This window comes from Phycicoccus mangrovi (genome assembly GCF_018729305.1).
Taxonomy (GTDB): domain Bacteria; phylum Actinomycetota; class Actinomycetes; order Actinomycetales; family Dermatophilaceae; genus Phycicoccus; species Phycicoccus jejuensis.
The window spans coordinates 112,935-131,151 of record NZ_JAHHWP010000011.1; the positions used below are offsets into that span (position 1 = coordinate 112,935).

Annotated in this window: 16 protein-coding genes; 9 read left to right on the forward strand and 7 right to left on the reverse strand. The window is 74.6% G+C overall.

The features are described from left to right. Positions 1 to 36: 36 nt before the first annotated feature. From KMZ30_RS09260 to KMZ30_RS09270, 3 genes are all read right to left on the reverse strand, one after another. A complete protein-coding gene (locus KMZ30_RS09260) occupies positions 37 to 1,149 on the reverse strand; it encodes a PP2C family protein-serine/threonine phosphatase (RefSeq protein WP_215512670.1) in 1,113 nt (370 codons plus the stop codon). A gap of 84 nt (positions 1,150 to 1,233) precedes the next feature. After that, positions 1,234 to 1,704: a ribose-5-phosphate isomerase gene (locus KMZ30_RS09265; RefSeq protein WP_256437935.1), complete on the reverse strand. Its 471-nt coding sequence runs from the start codon at positions 1,702 to 1,704 to the stop codon at positions 1,234 to 1,236. 3 nt (positions 1,705 to 1,707) lie between these two features. After that, on the reverse strand, positions 1,708 to 2,349 hold the full coding sequence (locus tag KMZ30_RS09270) for a mycothiol-dependent nitroreductase Rv2466c family protein (RefSeq protein ID WP_215512671.1): 642 nt from the start codon (positions 2,347 to 2,349) through the stop codon (positions 1,708 to 1,710). A 111-nt stretch (positions 2,350 to 2,460) separates the two neighbouring features. On the opposite strand from KMZ30_RS09270, the gene pepN reads away from it, so the two are divergent. The 6 genes from pepN to KMZ30_RS09300 all read left to right on the forward strand — a co-directional run bounded on the left by pepN (position 2,461) and on the right by KMZ30_RS09300 (position 10,701). Next, complete coding sequence (gene pepN / locus KMZ30_RS09275; RefSeq protein ID WP_215512672.1) at positions 2,461 to 5,013, forward strand: aminopeptidase N; 2,553 nt, start codon at positions 2,461 to 2,463, stop codon at positions 5,011 to 5,013. Beyond that, complete coding sequence (locus KMZ30_RS09280) at positions 5,000 to 5,953, forward strand: mechanosensitive ion channel family protein (RefSeq protein WP_215512673.1); 954 nt, start codon at positions 5,000 to 5,002, stop codon at positions 5,951 to 5,953. The genes pepN and KMZ30_RS09280 overlap by 14 nt, the downstream gene beginning before the upstream one ends. Then, complete coding sequence (locus KMZ30_RS09285) at positions 5,950 to 6,348, forward strand: globin (protein ID WP_030527435.1); 399 nt, start codon at positions 5,950 to 5,952, stop codon at positions 6,346 to 6,348. Before KMZ30_RS09280 ends, KMZ30_RS09285 begins: the two co-directional genes overlap by 4 nt. Before the next feature lie 326 nt (positions 6,349 to 6,674). Next, positions 6,675 to 8,480, forward strand: coding sequence for a glycoside hydrolase family 13 protein (locus KMZ30_RS09290; RefSeq protein WP_215512674.1), 1,806 nt, complete (start codon positions 6,675 to 6,677; stop codon positions 8,478 to 8,480). Between the two features lie 2 nt (positions 8,481 to 8,482). After that, on the forward strand, positions 8,483 to 9,307 hold the full coding sequence (locus KMZ30_RS09295) for a glycerophosphodiester phosphodiesterase family protein (RefSeq protein ID WP_215512675.1): 825 nt from the start codon (positions 8,483 to 8,485) through the stop codon (positions 9,305 to 9,307). 5 nt (positions 9,308 to 9,312) lie between these two features. Next, positions 9,313 to 10,701, forward strand: coding sequence for an MFS transporter (locus KMZ30_RS09300; RefSeq protein WP_215512676.1), 1,389 nt, complete (start codon positions 9,313 to 9,315; stop codon positions 10,699 to 10,701). Here the strand turns inward: KMZ30_RS09300 and KMZ30_RS09305 are convergent. Both KMZ30_RS09305 and KMZ30_RS09310 read right to left on the reverse strand, forming a co-directional pair. Then, positions 10,683 to 11,300 carry a DUF8185 domain-containing protein gene (locus KMZ30_RS09305; RefSeq protein WP_215512677.1) on the reverse strand — a complete coding sequence of 206 codons (618 nt, stop codon included), beginning with the start codon at positions 11,298 to 11,300 and terminating at the stop codon, positions 10,683 to 10,685. The genes KMZ30_RS09300 and KMZ30_RS09305 overlap by 19 nt on opposite strands. Then, on the reverse strand, positions 11,297 to 11,743 hold the full coding sequence (locus tag KMZ30_RS09310; protein ID WP_215512678.1) for an acyl-CoA thioesterase: 447 nt from the start codon (positions 11,741 to 11,743) through the stop codon (positions 11,297 to 11,299). The genes KMZ30_RS09305 and KMZ30_RS09310 overlap by 4 nt, the downstream gene beginning before the upstream one ends. A 51-nt stretch (positions 11,744 to 11,794) precedes the next feature. On the opposite strand from KMZ30_RS09310, the gene KMZ30_RS09315 reads away from it, so the two are divergent. After that, the gene (locus KMZ30_RS09315) at positions 11,795 to 13,150 is read left to right on the forward strand and encodes a serine hydrolase domain-containing protein (protein WP_215512679.1); all 1,356 of its coding nucleotides are present in this window, start codon (positions 11,795 to 11,797) and stop codon (positions 13,148 to 13,150) included. Between the two features lie 217 nt (positions 13,151 to 13,367). Beyond that, positions 13,368 to 15,500, forward strand: coding sequence for a RecQ family ATP-dependent DNA helicase (locus KMZ30_RS09320; RefSeq protein ID WP_215512680.1), 2,133 nt, complete (start codon positions 13,368 to 13,370; stop codon positions 15,498 to 15,500). Positions 15,501 to 15,545: 45 nt separating this feature from the next. On the opposite strand, the gene KMZ30_RS09325 is transcribed toward KMZ30_RS09320, so the two are convergent. Beyond that, complete coding sequence (locus KMZ30_RS09325; protein WP_207022789.1) at positions 15,546 to 16,013, reverse strand: MarR family winged helix-turn-helix transcriptional regulator; 468 nt, start codon at positions 16,011 to 16,013, stop codon at positions 15,546 to 15,548. Next, complete coding sequence (locus tag KMZ30_RS09330) at positions 16,010 to 16,627, reverse strand: DJ-1/PfpI family protein (RefSeq protein ID WP_215512681.1); 618 nt, start codon at positions 16,625 to 16,627, stop codon at positions 16,010 to 16,012. The genes KMZ30_RS09325 and KMZ30_RS09330 overlap by 4 nt, the downstream gene beginning before the upstream one ends. Positions 16,628 to 16,744: 117 nt before the next feature. Here KMZ30_RS09330 and KMZ30_RS09335 point away from each other — a divergent pair, with 117 nt between their 5' ends. Continuing rightward, positions 16,745 to 18,196, forward strand: a complete 1,452-nt coding sequence (locus KMZ30_RS09335; protein ID WP_308279705.1) for an MFS transporter — start codon at positions 16,745 to 16,747, stop codon at positions 18,194 to 18,196. The last annotated feature ends 21 nt before the right edge of the window (positions 18,197 to 18,217 follow it).

Below are 18,217 nucleotides of genomic sequence, written 5' to 3' on the forward strand. Positions count from 1 at the left end.
GTCGGGGAGGCGGGCCGGCCGCCTGCTCGCCGGGCCTCAGCCGCGGTGGACCGAGAAGGCGGACCGGTCGTCATCCTGCCCCGAACGCGCCGTCGCGCACACATCGCGGGCGATGTCGCCGCCCTTGACGACCGACGCCGCGGCGACGCCGAGCATCCGGTCGACGCCGTCGGTGAGGTCGCGCCCGCGGGCCTCGATGACGCCGTCGGAGTAGACGAGCAACGCGTCGCCGCGGTCGAGGCGGCCGGTGGCCCGCGGGAAGTCGACGTCCGGGACGACCCCGAGCAGCGGGCCGTGCAGGCCCTCGAGGACGGTCCACCGGCCGCGGCCGGCGGTGAACAGCGCCGGGGCGGGGTGGCCGGCGTTGCCGATCGAGAAGGCCCCGCTGCGCAGGTCGAGGTCGAGGTGCACGGCGGTCGCGAAGCCCTCGTCCCAGCCCTGGCGCACGAGGTAGTCGTTGGCGGCACGCAGGAACCCGTCGGCGGAGACCGACCCGAGCAGGCCGCCGAGCGCGCCGGACAGCAGGAGCGAGCGCACGCCGGCACCCGTGCCCTTGCCGCTGACGTCGACGAGCGCCACCTGGAGCCGGTCCCGTGCCGGTGACAGGTTGGCGATGACGAAGTCGCCGGAGAAGCGGTCGCCGTGCGCCGAGAGGATGCTCGAGGAGGCACGCCAGCCCGCCGGCAGCGCCGGGACCCGCCCGACCTGGTCGATGCGGTCGCGCAGGTCGGCGAACATCCGGTCGGCACCGAGCCCCCGGGTGCCGACGAGCGCCCGCGAGCGGGAGATGACGACCGTCTGCGCCATGACGAGCGCGACCGCGACGTACACCCCGAGCACGCGGGCGACGCTCAGCTGCGCGAGCGGACCCCAGAGCAGCACCACGGCTCCGGCCGCGGCGAGGACGACGGCGTGGCGCCGAGGCTCGAGCACGAGGCCGGAGACGACGACGATCGGGAAGGCGAAGGAGATGGCGACGAGCTCGGGGTCGAAGACGACACCGATGCCGAGCAGGATGACGAGCGCGACCAGGCCCCAGGTGAGGGCGCGCCCTTGGTCGACGCCGGAGAACCGGCCGGCCACGACCGTCCGCCGGGTGGCCCCGGGGTCGTGGCGCGCGACGCCGGGGAGCTCGACTCCTGTGGCCATGCTCACCCCCTGCGTCGTCGTCCGGGCAGCGCCACAGTAGGCGATCGCCCTGACACGGGGCGACCGCTGCGGGCGACGCGCCGGTCAGGGAGCGGGCGGCAGGGTCCCGTCCGCCTCGAAGGCCTCGATCATCCGCAGGCGGCGCACGTGCCGCTCCTCGCCGCTGAAGGGGGTCGCGACGAAGGTGCGCACCATCGTCCGGGCGAGCTCGGGGTCGGTCATCCGGGCACCGATCGAGATGACACGGGCGTCGTTGTGCTCGCGCGCGAGGCGGGCGAGCTCCTCGTCGTAGCAGAGAGCGGCGCGCAGGCCGGGGACCTTGTTGGCCGCCATCTGCTCGCCGTTGCCCGACCCGCCGAGCACGACCCCGAGCGCCTCGGGGTCGGCCGCGACGGCCTGCGCCGCACGCAGGACGAACACCGGGTAGTCGTCCAGCGCGTCGTAGGTGTGCGGACCGTGGTTGGTCACCTCGTGACCCTCGGCCTCGAGGAAGGCCGCGAGGTCGTGGAGCATCTCGAAGGCGGCGTGGTCGGCGCCGAGGTGGACGCGGGCCACCGCTCAGCCCTCGGTGTCGAAGATCGGGCCCTGGGTCCGCGAGCGCTTGAGCTCGTAGAACCCCGGGGTGCGGGCGACGAGGACGCAGCCGTCCCAGAGCAGGCCGGCCGCCTCGCCCTTCGGGGCGGGGGTGACGACCGGGCCGAAGAACGCGACGCCGTCGACGGCGACGACCGGCGTGCCCACGTCGTCGCCGACGAGGTCGATCGCGCGCTGGTGGCTCGCGCGCAGCTCGGCGTCGTGCGCGTCCGACGTCGCGGCGCCCGCGAGGTCCGCCGGCAGCCCGAGCTCCTCGAGCGCCCCGGCGATCGCGGTGTCGTAGTCCTGCTCCTCGTGGTGGATGCGGGTGCCGATCGCGTCGTAGAGCGGCTTGACGACGTCGTCCCCGTGCGCGGCGCGGGCGGCGACGACGACGCGCACCGGCCCCCAGCCCTTCTCCATCAACGCGCGGTACTCCTCGGGCAGGTCGCGCCCCTCGTTGAGGACCGACAGGCTCATGACCGACCAGGTGACGTCGACGTCGCGGACCTTCTCGACCTCGCCCATCCAGCGGGAGGTCATCCAGGCCCAGGGGCACAGGGGGTCGAACCAGAACTCGGCGGAGGCGCGGGCGGTGGGGGTGGTCTCGGTGCTCACCCGCGTCATCCTGCCACCGTGACCCCGCCGCCGGTCGCGGGGTGGCGGCCCGTGACAGGATGGTCCTCGGGGCGCCCGTGGACGGGCGCCCTTCCACGCTTGCGAACGACAGGAGCACCCGTGCCCGGCACGAACCTCACGCGAGACGAGGCAGCGGCCCGATCGGCCCTCGTCTCCGTCGACACCCACGACGTCGTCCTCGACGTGACGGCGAGCGAGGCGACATTCCCGACCCGGAGCACCATCCGGTTCACGTGCACGCAGCCGGGCGCCGAGACCTTCCTCGACTTCGTCGGCGCCTCCGTCGAGTCGATCACGGTCAACGGCACCGCGCTGGACCCGGCCGCCCACTTCGCCGACAGCCGCATCCGGCTGACCGGCCTCGCGGAGCAGAACGAGGTCGTCGTCCAGGCGACCGGGCGCTTCACGAACACCGGCGAGGGCCTGCACCGCTTCGTCGACCCGGTCGACGACGAGGTCTACCTCTACACGCAGTTCGAGGTCCCGGACAGCCGTCGGATGTACCCCGTCTTCGAGCAGCCCGACCTCAAGGCGGAGTTCGCCTTCACGGTCACGGCGCCGGCGCACTGGCAGGTCGTCTCCAACTCCCCGACGCCGGAGCCGCAGCCGGCCGGCGAGGGCACCGCGACGTGGGAGTTCGAGCGCACGCCGCGGATCTCCAGCTACATCACGGCGCTCGTCGCCGGGCCGTACGACGTCGTCCGCGACTCGGTCAGCACGCGCGGCGGCGAGGTGCCGCTCGGCATCTTCTGCCGGAAGTCGCTGACGCCCTACCTCGACGCCGACAACCTCTTCGCGCTGACGAAGAAGGGCTTCGCCTTCTTCGAGGAGGAGTTCGCCTGCGCGTACCCGTTCGCGAAGTACGACCAGCTCTTCTCGCCGGAGTACAACATGGGCGCGATGGAGAACGCGGGCTGCGTCACCATCGCCGAGGTCTACGTCTTCCGCTCGAAGGTCCCCGACGCGCTCGTGGAGCGCCGCGCCCTGACCGTCCTGCACGAGCTCGCCCACATGTGGTTCGGCGACCTCGTGACGATGCGCTGGTGGGACGACCTGTGGCTCAACGAGTCCTTCGCCGAGTGGGCGTCGACGACGTGCCAGGCCGAGGCCACCGAGTGGGTCGACGCGTGGACGACGTTCGGCACCTACGAGAAGGACTGGGCCTACCGCCAGGACCAGCTCTCGACGACCCACCCGATCGTCGCCGAGATCAACGACCTGCAGGACGTCGAGGTCAACTTCGACGGCATCACCTACGCCAAGGGCGCGTCGGTGCTCAAGCAGCTCGTGGCGTACGTAGGCCGGGACGCGTTCCGCGAGGGCCTGCGCACCTACTTCCGCAAGCACGCCTGGGGCAACACGACGCTCGACGACCTGCTGACCGAGCTCGAGGCCACCTCGGGTCGGGACCTGCGCGCCTGGTCGCGCCTCTGGCTCGAGACGGCCGGCGTCAACACGCTGCGGCCGGTCGTCGAGGTCGACGAGTACGGCCGCATCACCTCGGCCGCCGTCGAGCAGACCTTCGCCGAGGGCTACGAGACGCTGCGCCCGCACCGGCTCGGCATCGGTCTCTACGAGGAGCGCGACGGCGGGCTGCACCGCACCGACCTCCTCGAGGTCGACGTCGACGGTGAGCGCACCGAGGTGCCCGCGCTCGTCGGCCGGCAGCAGCCCGACCTGCTGCTCGTCAACGACGACGACCTCGCCTACGCCAAGATCCGGCTCGACGAGCGCTCGCTCGCGACGGCGCTGGCCCACCCGCGCGGCTTCACCTCGTCGCTCCCCCGGGCCCTCGTCCTCGCCTCGGCGTGGGACATGACCCGCGACGGCGAGATGGGCGCCCGCCGCTTCGCCGACCTCGTCCTCGCGAGCCTTCCCGGCGAGAGCGACTCGACCCTGCTGCGCACGCTGCTCATGCAGCTGCGCACCGCGGTGCTGTCGTACACGGCTCCCGCGCACCGCGACTCGACGCGTGCGGCGACCCGCGACCGGCTGTGGGAGATCGCCCGCGCCGCCGCCCCCGGCAGCGACGCGCAGCTCCAGCTCGTCACCGCCGCCGCCGGGTTCACCTCGGCCGGCGACGACGCCACGACGCTGCGCGGGCTCTACGAGGGCACCGAGGTGCTCGACGGTCTCGACGTCGACTTCGAGATGCGCTGGACGCTGCTCACCGCGCTGGCCGCCGCCGGGGCGTCGTCCGAGGACGAGGTCGCCGCCGAGCTGCGCCGCGAGGACACCGCGACCGCTCGCGAGCGCGCGGCCCGGACCCTCGCCGCGGTGCCGACGACCGAGGCGAAGGAGCGCGCTTGGCGCGAGGCGGTCGAGGAGACCGGCCGCCCGAACGCGATCGTCGACGCCAGCGGCATGGGCTTCGCCCGCCCCGGCACCCCGGCCGATCTCCTCGCACCGTTCGTGGAGCGCTACCACGCGATGCTGGACACGGTGCAGCAGAAGGGTTCCCACGCCCTCGTCGAGTCCATCGTCGCCGGCTTCTACCCGCACCCGCTCGTCGACGCCCACCTGCTGGAGGCCACGCAGGCCTGGCTCGACGGCACGTCCGACGCCCCCGCCGCGCTGCGCCGCCTCGTCGCCGAGAACCGTGACCCGGTGGCACGCGCCCTCGCCGCCCAGGAGCGCGATGCCCGTGACTGACCTGCTCTCCCTGCTCGACGCCGCCACCCCCACCGCCGAGGAGGTGAGCACCTACTGGGACAAGCTCCAGGAGTGGGCGCTCACCAACGGCGTGAAGATCGTCCTCGTGCTGGTCCTCGGGTTCGTCGCCCGCTGGGCGGCGCACCGACTCATCGGCCGGGTCGTCGCGACGATGACCTCGCGGACCGCCAGCCGGCTGGCCACGAGCGGCGGGGCGGGGCGGGTCCTCGCCAACGCGACCGGCATCGCCAACGAACGGCACCGCCAGCGCGTGGAGACGATGGGGTCGCTGCTGCGCAGCATCTCGACCTTCGTCCTGGCGATCATCACCGCGCTGACGGTGATGGCGCTGCTCGGGCTCCCGCTCGGGCCGCTGCTGGCCTCGGCCGGCGTCGGCGGCGTGGCCATCGGCTTCGGGGCGCAGAGCCTGGTCAAGGACTTCCTCTCGGGGATCTTCATGATCCTCGAGGACCAGTACGGGGTCGGTGACGTCATCGACACGGGCGAGGCGATCGGCACGGTCGAGGAGGTCACGCTGCGGGTGACCCGGCTGCGCGACGCCAACGGCGTGACCTGGTACGTCCGCAACGGCGAGGTCATCCGGATCGGCAACCTGTCGCAGGGGTATGCGGCGGCGTGGATCGACATGCCGGTGTCCTACCTCGAGCCGATCGAGAAGGTGCTCGACGTCGTGCGCCGCACGACCGAGGACTTCGGCAACGACCCCGAGTGGGAGCCGAAGATCACCGAGCCGCCGACCGTGCTCGGCGTCGACGCGATCACGGGCCAGACGGTCACGGTGCGGGTGCTCGTCAAGTGCCTGCCCGGCGAGAACTTCGGGGTGCAGCGCGAGCTGCGGCTGCGCCTCAAGGACGCGTTCGACGCGGCCGGCATCCAGGGCCCGCCGCTGCCGCCGTTCGCGACGGGGGCGCACTCGTGAGCGTCTACGAGGAGGTCGGCGGCGCGCCGACGTTCGAGCGGCTGGTCCACGCGTTCTACGAGAACGTGCGCGCGGACGAGCCGCTGCGCGCGCTCTACCCCGAGGAGGACCTCGCGGCGGCGGAGCGGCGGCTGCGGATGTTCCTCGAGCAGTACTTCGGCGGGCCGACGACCTACAGCCAGGAGCGCGGTCACCCCCGGCTGAGGATGCGGCACGTGCCGTTCGCGGTGACGCTCGACATGCGCGACCGGTGGATGCGGGCGATGCTCGGCGCGGTCGAGGCGGCCGGCATCCCCGAGCCACAGGCCGAGCAGATGCGCGACTACTTCCTGCGGGCCGCGCACATGCTCGTCAACACCGACGACGGGCACGGGCACCCGCCCCTGACACCCTGACACCGCAGCCGTGGGGCGACGCGCCCGCGAACCTGAGAGCGGCCGGGAGACAGGTACTCCCCCAGCCTCCTGCTACCCCGGAAGGTTTCCCTTCCACTCGCAACCACGTACGTGCACCCCGGAAGGGAAACCTTCCAGCCGGAAGTGATTCCTTACGGCGCGCAAGGTAAACCTCGCATCGGCAAGGAGGCTGGGAGAGCACCTACCGCCCGGCCGGGCTGGACGGTCCGGGCCGGCGACCGAGCCGGGTCGCACCCCCATCCCACGCGGCCCGCCCTGCGAGACACGCCGACCTCGTTTCGCGCCGGCCGCCGCTGTTTGGGAGCATGGGCACGGTGAGCGCGCAGACCTCCCGCAGCCCCCTGACCGCCCCCGGCACGACGGTCCACCCGGCCGACGCACCCGGCGCCCCGTGGTGGCACGACGCCGTCATCTACCAGGTCTACCCGCGCAGCTGGGCCGACGCCGACGGCGACGGCATCGGGGACCTCCCCGGCATCACCGCGCGCCTGCCCCACCTGCGCGACCTCGGCGTCGACGCCGTCTGGCTCAGCCCTTTCTACGTCTCGCCGATGAACGACGCCGGCTACGACGTCGCCGACTACCGCGACATCGACCCGCTGTTCGGCTCCCTCGAGGACGCCGACCGCCTCCTCGCCACCGCCCACGACCTCGGGCTCAAGGTCCTCGTCGACCTCGTCCCCAACCACACGAGCAGCGAGCACGCCTGGTTCCGCGCCGCCCTGGCCGCCGCCCCCGGCAGCCCCGAGCGCGACCGCTACGTCTTCCGCGACGGCCGCGGCCCGAACGGTGACGAGCCGCCGAACAACTGGCCCAGCGTCTTCGGCGGCAAGGGCTGGACCCGCGTCACCGAGGCCGACGGCACCCCCGGCCAGTGGTACCTCCACATCTTCGACGTGACGCAGCCCGACCTCAACTGGCAGAACCCCGAGGTCCGCGAGGAGCTCGAGTCCATCCTGCGCTTCTGGTGCGACCGCGGCGTCGACGGCTTCCGCGTCGACGTCGCCCACGGCCTGGTCAAGGAGGAGGGCCTGCCCGACTGGCACGGCGCGGTCGGCCTCTACGACGAGGTCCTCACCGAGGACGGCCCGCAGGACGGAGTCGACGCCGACGCCGACGCCGACGCCGACAGCACCGTGCTCGACCACACCGGCACCGGCCGCGCCCCGATGTGGGACCAGGACGGCGTCCACGAGATCTACCGCTCCTGGCGCACGGTCCTCGACTCCTACGGCGAACCCGACCGCATCCTCTGCGCCGAGGCGTGGGTCAAGCCCGAGGAGCGCCTCGCCCTCTACGTCCGCCCCGACGAGATGCACCAGGCGTTCAACTTCGACTTCCTCGAGACGCCGTGGCACGCAGGCGAGCTCGCGGCCGTCATCGAGTCCTCCCTGCGCTCCAACGACGCCGTCGGCGCGCCCACGACGTGGGTCCTGTCCAACCACGACGTCGTCCGCCACGCCTCGCGCCTCGGCCTGCCGCAGGACGGCCCGCGGCCCAACGGCATCGCCGCCGACGACCCCCAGCCCGACGCCGAGCTCGGCCTGCGACGGGCCCGCGCCGCGACCGCGCTCATGCTCGGCCTGCCCGGCGGCGCGTACCTCTACCAGGGCGAGGAGCTCGGCCTGCCCGAGCACACGACGATGCCCCACGACGTGCGCCAGGACCCGACCTTCCACCACACCAAGGGCGAGGTCGTCGGCCGCGACGGATGCCGCGTCCCGATGCCGTGGACCGCCGACGGCCCGAGCCTCGGCTTCGGCCCGGGCGACCACCCGTGGCTCCCCCAGCCCGAGGCGTACGCCGCGCTGGCGGTGGACCGGCAGGAGGGCGTCGAGGGCTCGACGCTCGAGCTCTACCGGACCCTCCTGCGCCTGCGCCGCGAGCTCGGCCTCGGCGGCAACGCCCTCACCTGGGACGCCCTGACCGACGGCGACGTCGTGGCCTACCGCTCCGGTGAGGGTGCCGACGCCGTGCTCGTCGTGACGAACACCGGCCAGGCGCCGGTCGGCCTCCCGGACGGAGAGGTCCTCGTCGCCTCCGGCCCCCTCGAGCACCCGGGGACGCTGCCCGGCGACACGACGGTCTGGCTGCGCCCCGCCGCCCGCTGACCGTGCGGGCCGCCGACCACGCCTACCTCTCGGACCCGGCGCCCCTGGCGCTGGCGCACCGCGGGGGCTCGCTCCTGCCCGCGAACGTCGGGCTCGAGAACACCCGGGCCGCGTTCGCCCGCGCCGTCGAGCTCGGGTACCGCTACCTCGAGACCGACGTGCACGCCACGCGCGACGGGCAGGTGGTCGCGTTCCACGACACCGTCCTCGACCGGGTGACGGACGCCCGCGGCGCCGTCGCGGACCTCACGTGGGACGAGGTCCGCGAGGCCCGGGTCGGCGGCACGGAGCCCGTCCCGCTGCTGGGCGACCTCCTCGAGGCGTTCCCGACGACCCGCTTCAACATCGACGTCAAGGCCGACGCCGCGCTCGAGCCGACGGTCGCGCTCCTGCGCGAGCACGACGCCCTCGACCGGGTCTGCCTCGGGTCGTTCTCACCACGCCGCATCCGGGCGCTGCGCCGCGCCCTCGGCCCCCGCGTCGCCACCGCCGCCGGACAGGTCGGCACCGCCGCGCTGCGCTTCTCCCCTGTCCTGCTCGCCCGGATGCTGCACACCCCGGCGCCGGTCCTCCAGATCCCGGCCGAGCACCACGTCGCCGGCCGGACCCTCGTCCTCGTGACGCCCGGGCTCGTCCGGCGGGCGCACGACCTCGGCAAGCAGGTGCACGTCTGGTTCCACGACGGCCGGCTCGAGGACGCCGCCGAGTTCCACCGCCTGCTCGACCTCGGGGTCGACGGCCTCGTGGCCGATCGGATCGACGTCCTCGCCGAAGTGCTGGCACAGCGGGGTTCGCCCCTCACACCTCAGGACGGAGGGCTACTGTGACGACGATGCGCACGACGGGGAGCGACACGACCACGGGTGGGCCGCTCAGTCGGTCCTACCTCGAGGTCACCCTCGCCGTCCTCGCCCTCGTGACGATCGTCGCGTTCGAGTCGATGGCCGTCTCCACCGCGATGCCCGACGTCGCCCGCGAGCTGAACGCCGTGCGCTCCTACGGCTTCGCGTTCTCGGTGATGCTCACCGCGCAGCTCCTCGGCATCGTCCTCGCCGGCGTCTGGACCGACCGGTCGGGCCCGCTGCCCGGCACGTTCGTCGGCCAGGGGCTGCTCGCCGTCGGCGCCGCGACCTGCGGCTGCGCGACCCGCCTCGACGTCTTCCTCGTCGGCCGCGCGCTGACCGGCCTCGGCGGCGGTCTGCTCGTCGTCATGCTCTACGTCATCGCCGGCCGGGTCTACCCCGAGGCCATCCGCCCGCGGCTGTTCACGTACATCTCCGCCGCGTGGGTCGTCCCCTCGCTCGCCGGGCCGCCGCTGTCGGCCTGGCTGACCGAGAACATCTCGTGGCGCTGGGTCTTCTGGATCGTCGTCGCCCCCGTCATCGTCACGGGGATCTCGCTGTGGCGCGCCCAGCGCCGGGTCGACGTCAGCCGGCTCCAGGAGGCGGTGTCGAACCGCGACCACGGCACGCACGTCCGCACCGCCTGGGCCGGCCTCGCCGTCGCCCTCGCCGCCGGCGCGCTGCAGGTGGGAACGCACGAGCTCGTCTTCACGTGGTCGTGGAAGACGGTGGTCGCCGTCGTCGGCCTCGTCGGCGTCGTCGTCGTCGCGCCGCGGCTGCTGCCGACCGGCACCTTCGTCATGCGCCACGGCGTCCCGAGCGTCGTCCTCGCGCGGGCGCTGCTCTGCGCCGCCTTCTACGGCGGCATCACCTACGTCCCGCTCTTCCTCGCCGGCCAGCGCGGCGCCAGCCTCCAGGTGGCCGGGCTCGCCCTCGCGGTGGGCGCCGTCGGCTGGGCGCTCGGCGCGCTCTACCAGGGCCACGACGCGCTGCACCTGCCGCGCCACCGGCTCATCGAGGTGGGAGGGCTCGTGCTCGCCGTCGGGCTCGGCTGGCTCTCGCTCGTCGCGTGGGTCAACCTGCCGGCGTGGCTGAGCGTCTTCGCGCTGCTGCTCGCCGGCTTCGCGATGGGCACCGGCGTCACGACGACGACCATCCTCGCGCTCGAGCTGAGCCCGGTCGAGGCGCACGGCGAGACCTCGTCGTCCATCCAGCTGTCCGACGTCCTCGGCAGCGTGCTCGGCATCGCGGGCGCGACCGCCGCGTTCGCCGCGGCCCACGACCCCGGCGAGGACAACGCGCTCTTCGGGGCGATCTTCCTCGGGCTGGCGGTCGTCGCCGCCGTCGTCTACCCGACGGGTCAGCGCATCAGGACGTGACCGCCGGCGCAGCTGAGCCGGGTCCACCGGTTCGCGCGCAGCACGCGCACGCTCGACCCGGGGGCGAGGAAGCCGAGCGAGAACGCGGCGAACGCACCGCCCGCGCGCACACCGTCGACGTCGCGCCCCCACACGCGGTCGCGGACGAAGCCGGCGGCCGCGCCCCGCTCGCGGACGGCCGCCCCGACCTCGACGAGACCGCTGCGGGCGGCCTCGGCCAGGGTGTCGGCCGGCAGCTCGCCCGCGGGCTCCCAGCCGGAGCGCGGCGGGGTGACGGCCGACCACGCGGCGAGCGCGCGCGTCGGCGGCAGCGGGAAGGTCGCGTCGCGCCCGGGCCGCGAGGTGCGGTCGGTCACCGCCCCGAGCGGGACGACGGCGTCGCACGTCGCGGGCTCGGCGAGGGCGAACGTCCGCAGCCCGAGCACGGCGCCCTCGGAGAGGATGCCGCTGCCCGGCAGCACCCCGACCCACGCGGCGAGGACGTCGCCCGAGGCCTGCAGCCGCATCGCGCCCTGCTCGTCGAGCGCCCGCGCCCGGCCGGCGAAGCGCCCGAGGTCACCGAGCGCCGCGACGTCGACGAGGTGGAGCACGTCGCTCACCGGCCACCCCACCGGAAGGTCACGGGCTCGCCGACGTGCCCGGCGAGGGCCTCGCGGGCCGCGGCCTCGAGCCGGCGCGGGCGCGCGGTCGCGAAGTCGTAGAGGACGAGGCCGGTCTCGGCGACGGCGTACACCGCCTCGCCGACCGACGCGGGGTCGCGCACGACGTACCCGAGGTCGAACCCGGCGCCGTGGACGCGGGTCACCCACATGTCGACCTCGACGGGCTCCGGCCGGTAGGTCAGCGGGGCGCGGTACTCGATGGCGTGCCGGGAGACGACGATCCCCTCGTCGAGGAGCGTCGGGCGGTCCGGGAACCACTCGCGGAAGCCGATGACCCGGGCGTCCTCGAGCAGGCGGAGGTACTGGACGTTGTTGACGTGCCCGTAGGCGTCCATGTCGGACCAGCGCAGCGGGACCTCGACGACGTAGCGGTCGGCCATGCGGGCCATCCTCGCAGCCACGGCCCGACGGCGCGGTCCTAGGGTGGCCGGGTGACCGTCCTGCCCCGCACCGCGACCCTGCTCGACCACCGCCTCGCGACCGCCCAGCGCGAGGGACGGCTGCCGTCCGTCGTGGCCGGGCTCGTCCGCGCCGGGGAGCTCGTGTGGAGCGGGGCGGTGGGGACGCTCGACGGCCGGGCGGGCGGCGCGCCGGCCGACGCCGACACGCAGTACCGGATGGGCTCGGTCACCAAGACCTTCGTCGCCGTGTGCGTGCTGCGGCTGCGGGACGCGGGCCGCCTCGACCTCACGGACCGCTTCGAGCAGCACGTGCCCGGCTCGGCCCTCGGCGGGGTCACCGTCGAGCAGCTGCTGAGCCACGCGGGCGGGACCCAGGCCGAGACCGAGGGCCCCTGGTGGGAGCGCACCCCCGGCGGCGACTGGGACCACCTCGTGGGGACCGGTGCGGGACAGCGATTCCGGGCCGGCCGCCGCTTCCACTACTCCAACGTCGGGTACGGCGCGCTCGGCCGCCTGCTCGAGGTGGCGCACGGCACCGGGTGGGCCGAGGTCGTGCGCACCGAGCTCCTCGAGCCGCTCGGGATGACCCGGACGACCACCCGGCCGGACGGGCGCGCCGCGCAGGGGCTGGCCGTCCACCCCTTCGCCGACGTCCTCCTGCGCGAGCCCGAGCACGACGGCGGGGCGATGGCTCCCGCCGGCCAGCTGTGGACGACGGTCGGGGACCTCGCCCGCTGGGCCGCGTTCCTCGGCGGCGACACGGCGGGCCTGCTCTCGACCGACACGCTCGCCGAGATGTGCGAACCGCACCACGTCGTCGACGAGCCGGGGCAGCCGTGGACCGGCGCCCACGGGCTCGGGTGGCAGGTCTGGAACGTCGACGGCGTCCGCCACGCCGGTCACGGCGGCTCGATGCCCGGGTTCCTCGCCGGGCTTCGCGTGCGGCTCGACGGCGGCGACGGCGTCGTCACGCTGACCAACACCACCGCGTCGCCGGCGCTCAAGGGCTTGGGCGACGACCTGCTCGACGTGCTGCGCACCGAGGAGCCGGCGGCCGTCGAGCCGTGGTCGGCCGACGGGGACCCGGCGCTGCTCGAGCTCGTCGGCACGTGGCACTGGGGCGCGTCGACGACGACGGCGAAGGTCGTCGGCGAGCACCTCGTCCTCGGCGAGCCCGGGCAGGGCCGCGGGTCGCGCTTCGCGCCGGTCGGTCCCGACGCCTGGGTCGGGCTCGACGGGTACCACACCGGTGAGCCGCTGCGGGTCGTGCGCCGGGCGGACGGCACGGTCTCGCACCTCGACCTCGCGTCGTTCCGCTTCTCGCGCACCCCCTACGCGCCCGACAGCGACGTGCCCGGCGGCGTCGACGACCTCGGCTGGCACTGACCCCCGCCCCACCCGCACCCCGCCCCGTCCCCCCACCCCTCCAGTCCCACGCGTATCGGGTGACCCGATACGGCCGCGCTCCACCCGAGTTCGGTACCCCCGCGAAGCGCACCCTTCCCCAGCGAGGTCGGGTCGTCCCGGTGCGCCGTCGGTCGCCCCCCGGCCTGTGGACGGCGGGCGACCCGGTGTCGGCCGGGGTGCGTACGGTGGGCGGACCATGACGACACCGGCCCAGGTCCTCGCTCCCCCGTCCCCCGAGGTCGCCGACCGCGCCCGCACGGCGCTGCGGCGGCTCGTCGGCCGCGACGACGTCGACTTCCGCGACGGCCAGCTCGAGGCCGTCTCGGCCCTCGTCGAGCACCGCTCGCGCGTCCTCGTCGTCCAACGCACCGGATGGGGCAAGTCGGCCGTCTACTTCGTCGCGACGGCGCTGCGCCGGGCCGAGGGTGCCGGGCCGACGGTCATCATCAGTCCGCTCCTGGCGCTGATGCGCGACCAGATCGCCGCCGCCGGCCGCGCCGGCATCCGCGCCGTGACGATGAACTCGGCCAACGCGCAGGACTGGGACGAGGTGCGCGCCTCCCTCGCCGAGGACGCCGTCGACGTCCTCCTCGTCAGTCCCGAGCGCCTCAACAACCCACGCTTCCGCGACGAGCAGCTGCCCGACCTCGCCCGGCGCTGCGGCCTGCTCGTCGTCGACGAGGCGCACTGCGTCAGCGACTGGGGGCACGACTTCCGCCCCGACTACCGGCGCATCCGCGACCTCCTCGACGGCCTGCCCGCCGACGTCCCGGTGCTCGCGACGACCGCGACGGCCAACGCCCGGGTCGTCCACGACGTCGAGGAGCAGCTGTCCACCGGCGGCAGGCCGGTGCTCACGGTGCGCGGCGGCCTGGCCCGCGACTCGCTGCGGCTCGGCGTGCTCCGCTCGATGTCCCCCGAGCAGCGGCTCGGCTGGCTGCTGGCGCACCTCGGCGACCTGCCCGGCTCGGGCATCGTCTACGCGCTGACCGTCTCGGCGGCCGAGGACGTCGCGGCGTCCCTGCGCGAGGCCGGTCACGCCGTCGCGCCGTACACCGGCCGCACGGACCCGGCCGACCGTGAGCGCCTCGAGGAGGCGTTGCGGCACAACGAGGTCAAGGCGCTCGTCGCGACCTCCGCGCTCGGGATGGGCTTCGACAAGCCCGACCTCGGCTTCGTCGTGCACCTCGGCGCGCCGAGCAGCCCGGTCGCCTACTACCAGCAGGTCGGCCGCGCCGGGCGCGCCACCGACCGCGCCGACGTCCTCCTCCTGCCCGGCCCCGAGGACCGCGACATCTGGCGCTACTTCGCGAGCGTCTCGATGCCGCGCGAGGACCAGGCCGCCGCCGTCCTCACGGCGCTCGCCGAGGCGGGACGCCCCCTGTCGACCGCCGCCCTCGAGACGATCGTCGACGTCCGCCGCACCCGCCTCGAGCTGCTGCTCAAGGTCCTCGACGTCGACGGCGCCGTGCAGCGCGTCTCCGGCGGCTGGGCCTCCACCGGCGTCCCGTGGACCTACGACGCCGAGCGCTACGACCGGGTCGCCGCGGCCCGGCAGGACGAGCAGCAGCTGATGGTCGACTACGAGCGCACCGACGCGTGCCGGATGGCCTTCCTCCAGGAGTGCCTCGACGACGACAGCGCCGTCCCCTGCGGCCGCTGCGACGGCTGCGCCGGGCCCTGGTACCCGACCGACGTCCCCGACACCGTCGTCGGTGCCGCGCGCGAGCGCCTCCAGAAGGTGGGCACCGTCATCGACCCGCGCGCCCAGTGGCCCTCGGGGATGGACCGCCTCGGTGTGCCGGTCAAGGGCCGGATCGCCGCCGACGAGCAGCTCGAGCCCGGCCGCGCGCTGGCCCGGCTGTCCGACCTCGGCTGGGGGCAGCGGCTGCGCGAGGTGCTCCGCGAGGACGCCCCCGCCTCCCCCGAGCTCCTCCGGGCCTGCGTGCCCGTCCTCGCCGAGTGGGGCTGGGCGCAGCGCCCGGTCGCGGTCGTCGCGATGCCCTCGCGCTCGCACCCGCAGCTCGTCCGGTCGCTCGCGGCCGGACTCGCCGAGATGGGGCGCCTGCGCGACCTCGGCACCCTCGACCTCGCCCACGGCGGGCCGACCGGCGAGATGGGTGGCAACAGCGCCTACCGGCTGGCCGGCGTCTGGGACCGCGTCGTCGTCGGCCCGGACCTCGCCGCGCAGCTCGCCGACTGCCCGGGGCCGGTGCTCCTCGTCGACGACGTCGTGTCCTCGCGCTGGAGCCTCACCGTCGCCGGGCGGGCGCTGCGGCAGGCCGGGGCTCCGGCGGTGCTGCCGCTCGTCCTCGCCGTCGACGGCTGAGGCACCACCCGCACGGGTCCCCCGGATGCCCGGACGCCGTGTCGATCACACCCCGTCGCCGAGGCGTTCCATCGCGGCCACGAGCTCCTGGAGCGCGTCCCTCACCTCTCGTGCGCGCCGCTCCCCCAGCTCGTCGACGAGCCGTCGGGCCGCGGCCCGCTGCTGGGGCGCGATGTCGCGGACGGCCGCCAGGCCCGCCGGGGTCACCTCGACGAGCTTGGCGCGGCGGTGCGCCGGGTTGTCGCGGTAGGCGGCGAACCCTCGCTCGACGAGCAGGTCGGCGATGCGCTGCACGCTCTGCCGGGTCAGGCCCATCTCCCGCGCGATGCCCGAGACCGGCAGGGGTGTCGGCAGGACGGCGCCGAGCACCTGCCACCACGCCGCGGTCAGGCCGGCCGGCCGGGCCAGCTCCTCGGCGAGGGCGAGGAACTGGCCGTTGAGCCGGAAGACCGCGAGCGCGCTGTCGGCCAGCAGCGTCTGCTCGGGCGTCGGCTCGGCACGCCGGCCGCTCACGCGCTCTCCAGCTCGAAGTACCCCGCCGGGTCGTGGTCGGCGTACAGCCGCCCGTAGGAGTCGATCCGCTCCGCGGGGTGCGCACCGAGCCGCCGGAAGACGGCCATCGCGAAGTGGACCGGGTCGATGCCCGTGGCCGTCACGACGTCGCCGTCGACGACCGCCGGCTCGTGCACGTAGCGCTCGCCGCCCGCGTACCCGCTGGAGGCGAGGAAGCCGGGGTCGTTGCTCGTGTGGCGCACGTCGTCGAGCAGCCCCGCCGCGGCGAGCGCCCACGTGGCGCCGCAGACGGCCGCGACGGGCACCCCGGCCGCGAGGTGCGCGCGCGCCGCGTCGACGAACGGGCCGGCCACCTCGGGGTCCGTCCAGGTCTGGCTGCCGGGGAGGACGAGCATCGCGGACCCGGCGGGGTCGAGGTCGGCGAGCACGAGGTCGGGCAGCACCGTGAGGCCGCCCATCGTGCGCACCGGGCCGGGCCGGGCGGCGACGGTCGCGAGGGTGAAGCCGCCGACGGGGCTCTGCCCGCCGAGGTGGCGCAGGTGCGCGGCGAGGTGACCGACCTCCCAGTCGGCCATGGTGTCGAGGACGGCGAGGTGCACGGTGGTGGAGGTCATGACAGCATCCTGCATTCTTGACAGTCTGTTGTCAATACCCCGTACGACCTTCGCGCTCCCTTCGCTCGCCGCGCACCCGACGGCGTCACCGACCCCGACGGCCCCTAGCGTGGAGCGGTGAGCCAGGAGACCGAGGAACGCGCCGAGACCACCCGCGACGACGCGCCCGACCCCCGCCGCTGGCGCATCCTCGGCGTCACCCTCGTCGTCGGGTTCATGGTGCTGCTCGACGTGACGATCGTGAACGTCGCCATCCCCTCCATCCGGACCGGGCTCGACACCTCGGCGGGCGGCGTCCAGTGGGTCGTGTCCGGCTACGCCCTCGCCCTCGGGCTGATGCTCGTCATCGGCGGGCGCCTCGGTGACGCGCACGGCCGCCGGGCGATCATGCTGCTCGGCCTCGGCGGCTTCGTCGTCGCGAGCGCGGCCGCGGGGTTCGCGCCGAACATCGGCGTCCTCGTCGCGGCGCGCCTCGTCCAGGGGTTCGCCGCCGGCATCCTCACACCGCAGAGCTCGGGGCTCATCCAGTCGTTGTTCCAGGGGCGCGAGCGCGGGACCGCCTTCGGGCTGTTCGGGTTCACCGTCTCGGTGTCGTCGGCCGTCGGGCCGGTGCTGGGCGGGCTGCTCATCGCCGCGTTCGGCGAGGAGAGCGGCTGGCGCTGGATCTTCCTCGTCAACGTGCCGATCGGCCTCGTGCTCCTCGTGGGCATCGCCCGGCTCGTCCCCGGCCGCACCGACGACACGACCGGTGACACCCACCTCGACCTCCCCGGCGCGGCGCTCCTCGGGGTGACGGTCCTCGCGCTCCTCTACCCGATCGTCAGCCTCGAGTCCGGCAGCCGCTGGCCGCTCCTGCTCCTCGCCCTCGTGCCGCTGGCCGGCACCGCCTTCGTCCGCCACGAGCGGCGCGTCGTGCGCGACGGCGGCGCGCCGCTGCTCGACCTCGGCCTGCTGCGCGAGACGCCCGGGTACGCCAGCGGCATCGTCATCGGCAGCCTCTACTTCACCGGGTTCACGGGGATCTTCCTCGTGCTCAGCGTGTTCCTCCAGGACGGGCTCGGGTTCACGCCGCTGCACGCCGGGCTCCTCCTCACGCCCTTCGCCGTCGGGTCGGCCGTCGCGAGCCCGCTGGCCGGCCGGGCGGTCAGCCGCGTCGGCCGCCCGCTGACGGTCGTCGCGCTCGCCGTGATGATGGTCGGCCTCGTCGCCCTCGCGGCCGTCGTCCCGGCGGCCGACCGCGACCTGCCGTGGTGGCTGCTCGCGCTCCCCCTGCTCGTCGCCGGCCTCGGCGGAGGCGCCGTCGTCTCGCCGAACATCACGCTCTCGCTCGCCGAGGTCCCGCCGTCGATGGGTGGCGCCGCGGGCGGGGCCCTGCAGACCGGCCAGCGGATCGGCGCGGCCATCGGCGCGGCCGTGCTCATGACGACCTACCAGGTCGCGGTGGGCCGCACCGAGGACCCCAGTACCGCGCTGCGCTGGGCGCTCGGCGCCTCCGTCGTCCTGCTGCTCACGGCCTGGGCGGCTGCCGTCTGGTCCTGGCGGCGCGAGCCCGACGCCCGGGTCGGCTGACCGGTCGTCCCCGGGTGAGGA